This window comes from Rhodococcus sp. BE178 (assembly GCF_050433545.1).
GTDB lineage: Bacteria > Actinomycetota > Actinomycetes > Mycobacteriales > Mycobacteriaceae > Prescottella.
Window position 1 is genome coordinate 1 of the sequence record NZ_JBNPXA010000033.1, and the last position, 7,451, is coordinate 7,451.

At 67.1% G+C, this 7,451-nt stretch carries 7 protein-coding genes and 1 pseudogene; 4 read left to right on the top strand and 4 right to left on the bottom strand.

Going from position 1 to position 7,451, the window contains the following annotated elements; all coding sequences use genetic code 11:
• The first annotated feature begins 335 nt into the window (after positions 1 to 335).
• Positions 336 to 797 (top strand): PaaI family thioesterase, encoded by a 462-nt coding sequence (locus J2X34_RS28270; RefSeq protein ID WP_429520343.1) that lies wholly within the window; start codon positions 336 to 338, stop codon positions 795 to 797.
• Here the strand turns inward: J2X34_RS28270 and J2X34_RS28275 are convergent.
• Together J2X34_RS28275 and J2X34_RS28280 are read right to left on the bottom strand one after the other, a co-directional pair.
• Positions 789 to 1,291, bottom strand: a pseudogene (locus J2X34_RS28275) (IS110 family transposase); the annotation flags it as partial. The gene J2X34_RS28270 and the pseudogene J2X34_RS28275 overlap by 9 nt on opposite strands.
• A 118-nt stretch (positions 1,292 to 1,409) precedes the next feature.
• Complete coding sequence (locus J2X34_RS28280; RefSeq protein ID WP_429520344.1) at positions 1,410 to 2,627, bottom strand: erythromycin esterase family protein; 1,218 nt, start codon at positions 2,625 to 2,627, stop codon at positions 1,410 to 1,412.
• A gap of 112 nt (positions 2,628 to 2,739) precedes the next feature.
• Between J2X34_RS28280 and J2X34_RS28285 the strand changes: the two genes are divergently transcribed.
• Together J2X34_RS28285 and J2X34_RS28290 are read left to right on the top strand one after the other, a co-directional pair.
• The gene (locus J2X34_RS28285) at positions 2,740 to 3,447 is read left to right on the top strand and encodes a MerR family transcriptional regulator (protein WP_429520346.1); all 708 of its coding nucleotides are present in this window, start codon (positions 2,740 to 2,742) and stop codon (positions 3,445 to 3,447) included.
• 143 nt (positions 3,448 to 3,590) lie between these two features.
• Positions 3,591 to 4,793: a PucR family transcriptional regulator gene (locus tag J2X34_RS28290; RefSeq protein WP_429520345.1), complete on the top strand. Its 1,203-nt coding sequence runs from the start codon at positions 3,591 to 3,593 to the stop codon at positions 4,791 to 4,793.
• On the opposite strand, the gene J2X34_RS28295 is transcribed toward J2X34_RS28290, so the two are convergent.
• Both J2X34_RS28295 and J2X34_RS28300 read right to left on the bottom strand, forming a co-directional pair.
• On the bottom strand, positions 4,790 to 5,188 hold the full coding sequence (locus J2X34_RS28295) for a DUF5313 family protein (RefSeq protein ID WP_114722057.1): 399 nt from the start codon (positions 5,186 to 5,188) through the stop codon (positions 4,790 to 4,792). The genes J2X34_RS28290 and J2X34_RS28295 overlap by 4 nt on opposite strands.
• 35 nt (positions 5,189 to 5,223) lie before the next feature.
• Positions 5,224 to 5,706, bottom strand: coding sequence for a MarR family winged helix-turn-helix transcriptional regulator (locus J2X34_RS28300; protein ID WP_114722056.1), 483 nt, complete (start codon positions 5,704 to 5,706; stop codon positions 5,224 to 5,226).
• Positions 5,707 to 5,870: 164 nt separating this feature from the next.
• Here J2X34_RS28300 and J2X34_RS28305 point away from each other — a divergent pair, with 164 nt between their 5' ends.
• Entirely contained in the window at positions 5,871 to 7,115 is a 1,245-nt protein-coding gene (locus tag J2X34_RS28305; protein ID WP_114722055.1) for an acyl-CoA dehydrogenase family protein, read from the top strand.
• The last annotated feature ends 336 nt before the right edge of the window (positions 7,116 to 7,451 follow it).

Sequence of the window (7,451 nt, forward strand, 5' to 3'; positions counted from 1 at the left end):
CGGACACCACACCGCACGATCACTGACCTCGATGATCTATCTCATGCTCGGCGGAATCGACCCGAAACTACCCACACAAACCTGAGGAGACCCACTGATGTTCGAGTCAATGGGGGTTTCGTATTGGGGCTTTTCCCGTAATGGTCCGGCCGCTGGCCGGACGCTCGAGCCGACCCGTAGATATGGTGCGTCGAAAGGAATGCCGATCCGGATCGGCCCGCCGACAGGAGGGTATCCCTATGTCCTTGTCGGCTTCGAAACTGCCGCTGGCCCTCTATGCTCGCGGCAAGGGTGCGCCGGTAGGGGCCGACGCTGTTGGATCGAGGGGGACGAGGTTGACCGGCAGTACTGATTTGGACTTCGCCGCGGCGACTGGCTTGCAGATACTCCAGCATCTCGAGTCGGTGCAGGAGGGGAGGCCAAACATCGGGCAGTTGCTCGGATTGTCGATCGACGCCCTCGAAGAGGGCCGCGTCGTGATGTCGTTGGAGCCGCAGGAACTGTTCGCGAATCAATTGGGCACGATGCATGGCGGTATTTCGGCCACGCTGCTGGATTCGGTGATGGGATGTGCCGTGCATTCGTCGCTGCCTGCCGCAACGTCGTACACAACATTGGAGTTGAAGGTCAACTATATCCGGTCGGTGCCGATCACTGGCGGGCGTCTTACCGGGGTCGGGACCGTGGTACATCTCGGCCGACGCTCCGCGACCGCGGAGGGGAGAATCATCAACGCGGACGGCAAGTTGGTGGCGCATGCCACGACGACGTGCATGGTGTTCCCTCTCAGCGGCTAGCTCACGCTGCTGCTGGTGTGCGGTAGAACTCTTGAGCATGGCGTGCAGGACGTCGCATCGACGCCGGGCGAGGCAGATGACGGCGGCGTTGTGTTTCTTGCCTTCGGCGCGTTTGCGGTAGTAGCGGGTGCGGGGCAGAGGGTGATCATCGATCATCCTCTCGACACCGGCGGCGATACTCCGACGTTGCTGCAGAACCTCTTTCAGGGAGTCTGCAAGTTTCGGCAGAACGGTCTCAGCGGCCTTGCTGCCGGGTGCCGTCACAGTCTGTACTTCCAAGGCGGCGAGATCTCCTCGGCCAGCCGGGTTCCCATGCATGGTGCGTGTTTGACCGCGAGGGTGGTGCCGGATCCCGGCCGGGCCACCGAAACGGGACAGGATCTGGAGGACAGCGGGATGGCTGATCTTCGGCCCACTGCCCGTTCGAGTGCGGGGCGGATCCCGGCGATCAGACCGCGGATGTGGTTGCTGATCAGGGTGGCCTCGCCGGCGAGACCCGTCACGGTCGCCTTTGCCTACGTCGAGCCGCAAAACACGGCGAAAATTAACGCGTGCCCGCGAAACAGTCTTCGTCCGTTGTGCATCCGCTTCGGCATCGGTCATCAGTACTGGCTACCAGTACTGATGCTGTTTTCCGTCGGTGTCGGCGATGAAGATGACCGCATCGGCGCCGTCCGTGTCTGCCGGGCTGAGCGGAATGTGCCCGGGCGCGATCGGTTCGCCGGTGTCGATCGCTGCCGGAAGCGTGGCGCGCAGGGCTGGTGCCGGGAAGAGGGCGCGCCGCGTGGTCGCCTCGGCCAGTGCGCCCTGCAGGGTTTCCGGATCGCTGTGGGGACTGCCGTCGGTCGCCACGAACATGTAGCGTTCGCCGAGGGTGAGTGCTACGAGTGCTCCTGCGCTGCAAGAGTTCACGTTGTCTTCATCGACTGGCATGTCGGACTGCGCACGCTGCAGGAGCGCGTTGTGTGCGAACGCCAGGCTCGGCCCGCGGTGCCGCTCCTGGGCGACGAGCGCGAGCAGGTTTTCGGCCATCATCTCCGCGCGCAGGCTGAGCAGAGTCGCGATGCGGTCGTCCGCGGGGCGCGCCATGGCCGCGTGATAGCGCAGCAGGCCCTGGGCGGTGCGCGCGTGCGCGATGGTGTGGTCGTAGCCGGCCGGGTCGGCGCGACGCAGGCCGGGTGCCGCGCGGTGCAGCGCGCTGGCGACGTCGTCGGCGACGATGCGCAGCGCGCGAGCGCGGTCGGAGTCGCCGATGGACGCTGCCGCGTCGAACATGGCCGCCGGATTGGTCCAATCCGTGTCCTCGCCGAGCAGGGCGTCGAGGTCACGGACCGATTCGGGCCGCAGTGCGCCCGGTAGGTACTCGACGGCCGAGGACAGTGCACGTCGCGGGCTCGGTGCGCCGGAGAACTCCAACGGCGCATCGAAGCCGTGGAAGCGAACCTGATCCTGCGGTGCGCGGCCGGCGTTGTGCTCGCGGAGCCATTCGACGAGTTCGCGGTTCCCCGGCACCGCGCCGAACCCGTGGCTGAACCCAGTCGCGAGCACCGTGTCCAGCTCTGCCGGGCCTCCGGTCACGTAGTCGTCGACAGCGGCCGCGGCAAAGAAATCGGTCTCCAACACGATCGACCGGTATCCCCGTTCGACGAGATGACGGAGGATTTCGTTGCGCAGCAACGGGAACGCCTCGATCCCGTGTGTGGGCTCGCCGAGAGCGAGCAGGGTCGGCGGCTCGGCCCGCGAGGCGAGCAGTTCGTCGACGGCGCGGCCCAGGCTCTCCGCGTCGTCGACTTCGCGGCCGATGGCGAGGAGCGATGTGGCTGTGGACATGAATACTCCTTCCGGAAAGAACTACCCTCGACGCTATCGCTGAAGAATCGGGTGAAACTTTCCCAAGTTTTCCCTGGCACCAAGAGCTCAAAGCCTCAAACGGAGGTACACACTGCGACCCATCGATCTCGCCCGGGAACACGGGTTGTCCGCCCAGGCGATCCGCAACTACGACGACGCGGGCGTCCTCCCGCCGACCGAGCGCAGCGAGGCCGGGTATCGGCGCTACACGCCCCTGCATGCGCAGGCTCTACGCGCCTTCCTCGCGTTGCGCGGCGGCCACGGGCATCAGCAGGCGATGGACATCATGCGCGCGACCAACCGTGGTGACACGGAGTCCGTCTACCGGCTCATCGACGCCGCGCACGGCGCGCTGCTTGCCGAACGCGATACCCGCACCGAGGTCGAGGCGGCGCTGGGCGGCCTGTCCGTCACGACGCCGGCGCCTGCCCACGGCTCACCGCTGACCGTGGGTGAACTCGCACGCCGGCTCGGCGTGCATCCGGCGACGCTGCGCACCTGGGAGACCCACGGCATCCTGCGCCCCGAACGCGACCGCGCAACGGGCTATCGCCACTACGGGCCGGACTGTGTGCGCGACGCCGAGATCGCACGACAGCTGCGCCGAGGCGGGTATCTGCTGCCTCAGGTCGCTCAGTTCATCGCGTCGCTGCGCGAGGCCGGCGGTGCGGCCGCGTTGAGCGCCTTCCTCGACTCCTGGCAGGACCGGCTGACCGCGCGCAGTCGTAACCTTCTCACCGGCGCGGCCCAGCTCGACACCTACCTCGCCATGCTCGACCAGACGCGGCATTCGCGGTAGCGATCAGGGCACTGAGCCACGCGTTCGAACGAGTTTCGGTGGCTGCGGCTGCGGCTGCCGGAGCGTCGGCCTTCAGGTGTGGCATCCGGACCGGCCCGTCCGATCTGCCGCGGTCGGCGCGGGTGCGGCGTATCGTTCCGGGCATGCCGTCCGAGGGCGAGCTGACTCGATATGCGCCCGACGCCGCGGTGATCGCGATCCTGGACAGATTGGACGTCAGGTTCGTTGCACTCGAACAGGGTGACCGACCCGTTGTTCCCGCTTCGCGACATCCGGAACTGTTGCAGCGCAGCACCCGTCGATTCTTCGCGCTGGCGGCCCGGGCAATCCGGGAGAACCGGACATTCACGGCGGACGAGCTACGGCCGGTCCGGGAGGGCGCGGTGCAGGCCGCGGCCGACGGCGCGTCGTTGTCCGCGGTGCTCCACAGCTGGCACCGCTTCGGCCGCATCCTGCTCGACGAGTGCCGTGTCGCTGCGGCGGGGGAGCGGGCCGCGGCGCTGGTCGACATCGCGGCCGCGGTGCTGCGCCTGCAGGAGGTCGTCACGCGGGCCGTCGTCGAGTCCTACGAGAGTGAGCGGATCGCACTGGAGGGGGACGAGCAGCCGTCGAAGGAATTGCTCGCGCGTCTGCTGCTGGCCGGGCAGGATGCCGACCCCACCGCCCGCTGGTGCGGGATCGAGTTGGCGGACGAGTATTCGGTCCTCGTGATCAGGCGTGGTGGCCCACCGCCGGATCCGCCCGGCCGATGGTCCGATCAGTCGCGGACCCGGCGCGTGATCGATGGCTGGGGGCCGCCGCCGATCCTCGCGATCCTCGAGGTGGACGGCGCGACGCTTCTGGTGCCTCGCAAGGCCGCCGCGGACGCCGACTGGTACCGCGTGGCCGTCGAACTGGCGGCGGCAGTGTCGAACACCGCTGCCGCCCCGGTGACGGCGGCGGTGACCGAGCCCGCCGGGCGCGGGGGCTTGGAAGCATCGGGGGGACTGGCCCGTGAACTCCTCGAGCTGGCGTCGCGTATGGGTCGTGGACCCGGCGTGTACCAGCTGAAGGATCTGGCGTTGCCGTTCCAGCTGTCCCGGCCCACCGCCGGGCAGCAGTACCTGGCGGACCGGCTGCTGCCGCTCGATCCGTACCCCGAGCTGTTGGAGACCCTGGACGCCTACCTTCACCACGATCTCGATCGGGCCCGGACCGCGCACGCCCTCGGGGTGCATCCCAACACCGTCAACAACCGGCTGGGCCGGATCCGGGACCTCGCCGGCATCGACCCCGGCTGCTACGAGGGCATCATGACGCTCGGCTCGGCCCTCGACGCCCGACGTGCGCGGGGAGGGAACGCCTAGAACGTGTGCGGGTGCGCCTTCTCGTACGCGGCCTTCTCGGCGTTGTAGCGGGCGACCTTCCTCGGATTCTCCAGGTCGGCCGGCAGTCCGTGCTTCTCGAGGCGCCGACGACGGTTCTGCTCCATGTAGGCAGCCGCGAAGAACAGCGCCAGGAACACTCCGAGCAGCACCATCGAACCGCGCAGCCACAGCGGACCGGGGAACAGGAAGAACGCGGCGAAGATGGGGATGAACGGCACCATGCTGCGCACCATGTGCCGCGGCACCGCCCAGTCGCCGATCAGGTCGTTGCGGACCCAGTCCTGCATCGAGTCGGGGAGCCTGCGGCCGCACGCATACGCGACCCACTGGAACGGGTTGGGCCGCTTGACCTTCGAAGTGGTGTTGCTGGACATGTCCTGTGTACCTGTACCTGTCTGGAAGGGGCGGTTCACTCGTGCAGCGCGCCGGCGCGCAGGGCGGCGGCGTTGACGCGGGTGAGGACGGAGTGGAGTTCCTCGAGTTCGGCGAGGCTGACGCCCAGGCGCTGGACCACCGCGCCGGGAATCAGTTCGGCACGAGCGCGCAGGGCCTTGCCGGCGTCGGTGAGCTCGACGATGAGCTGTCGTTCGTCGGCGCTGCTGCGGGTGCGGGTGATCAGCCCGCTCGACTCGAGTCGCTTCAGTAGCGGCGAGAGCGTCGGTGAGTCGAGTTGCAGGGCCTGCCCGATCTCCTTGACGGACATCGGTGCGTCGCCCCACAGCGCGAGCATCACGAGGTACTGCGGGTGTGTCAGTCCCATGGGCTCGAGGAGGGGGCGGTAGACGGCGAGTACCGCACGGTTGGCCACCGCGAGCGCGAAGCACACCTGGCGGTCCAGGGCCAGCGGGTCCGTGTCGCCCCAGTCGATGTCCTGCTCGATGGTCGTCGTCATGACGATGAATAATACACGATTAAGTCGTGCACTAACTAAATCCCCGCACTGGGAGCGGGCGCCTCACGCAACGAGAACCTGTTCTATATTCGGGTGTGACGGCCGCCACGGGCGGTCCCACCTGCTGCTGCCCGGCTCTTCGATACGCACCGACTGGAGTTCACATGTACGAGTGGTCCGATACCGACCTGATGTTCCGCGACGCCCTGCGTGGCTTCATCGACAAGGAGGTCAAGCCACACGTCGACAAGCTCGAGAGCGGTGAGCTGCCCCCGTTCGACATCATTCGCAAGCTGTACTCCACCTTCGGGATGGACGAGATGGCGACCGAGGCGCTCGAGAAGTCCTTCGCGAAGGAGGAGGCGCGCGAGCGCGGCGAGACGCTGCCCGAGTCCGGTGAGAAGTCGGGCGGCTTCAGCGGCGCCGGCAGCATGGGTGTCATCCTCAACAGCGAGATCGCGGGTGTGAGCCTGGGTCTGGTCACGTCGCTGGGCGTGAGCGTCGGCCTCGCCGCCGGCACCCTCCGGAGCCGCGGCACTCTCGCGCAGAAGAAGCGCTGGCTGCCCGGCCTCGTCACGATGGAGAAGGTAGGCGCGTGGGCCATCACCGAGCCCGACTCGGGCTCGGACGCATTCGGTGGCATGAAGTCGTACGTCCGCCGCGACGGGGACGACTACATCCTCAACGGCCAGAAGACCTTCATCACCAATGGCCCCTACGCCGATGTCACGATCGTCTACGCCAAGCTCGACGAGGGCGACGCCTCCGTCGACCGCCGCGACCGCAAGGTCCTCGGCTTCGTCCTCGACAAGGGGATGGAGGGCTTCACGCAGAGCCCGCCGTTCAAGAAGATGGGCATGAACTCCTCGCCCACCGGCGAGTTGTTCTTCGACAACGTCCGCATCACCAAGGACCGCCTGCTCGGCGAGACCGAGACCCCGGCGAAGGGCGACGGCAAGGAGAGTGCGAAGGAGTCGTTCGCGGCCGAGCGCATCGGTATCGCGTCGATCGCGCTCGGCATCATCAACGAGTGCCAGCGGCTGTCCATCGACTACGCCAAGAACCGCAAGCTGTGGGGCAAGGAGATCGCGCAGTTCCAGCTCATCCAGCTCAAGCTGGCCGAGATGGAGGTCGCCCGCCTCAACGTGCAGAACATGGTGTTCAACGCGATCGAGCGCACCGCTGCCGGCAACAAGGTGACCCTCGCGGAGGCGTCGGCGATGAAGCTGTACTCGTCGCGCGCTGCCACCGAGGTTGCGATGGAGGCTGTGCAGCTGTTCGGTGGCAACGGCTACATGGCCGAGTACAAGGTGGAGCAGCTGGCGCGTGACGCCAAGTCGCTCATGATTTACGCCGGCAGCAACGAGATCCAGGTGACCCACATCGCGAAGGGCCTGCTGGCCAAGTGATCCCGTCCCCGGTCCGCGTGGCGCCCCGCGCGGACCGGGCCGGCGTTGCCCCTGTGAGTCGCCGTGGGCTTCGGCGATGGCAACAACCCGCTGCGGTAGTCGACGCCGGGAGATTGATCAACTAGGGCGTGTCTCCTCAATGGCTGGTCATCGCCCACAGCGAGGCCAGGGTACTTCGGACTGTTCACGCTCATCGCCGTCTGACCGTGTTCATTGACGAGGTTGTCGCCGACCTCCGCATGCTCTTCTCGGATACGCCCGATTCTCGGGAAGGCGGGCGTATCGAGTCCTATGATGTGGGCATGTTCGAGTTCGTTCTCTGGGGCTCCACTGGGC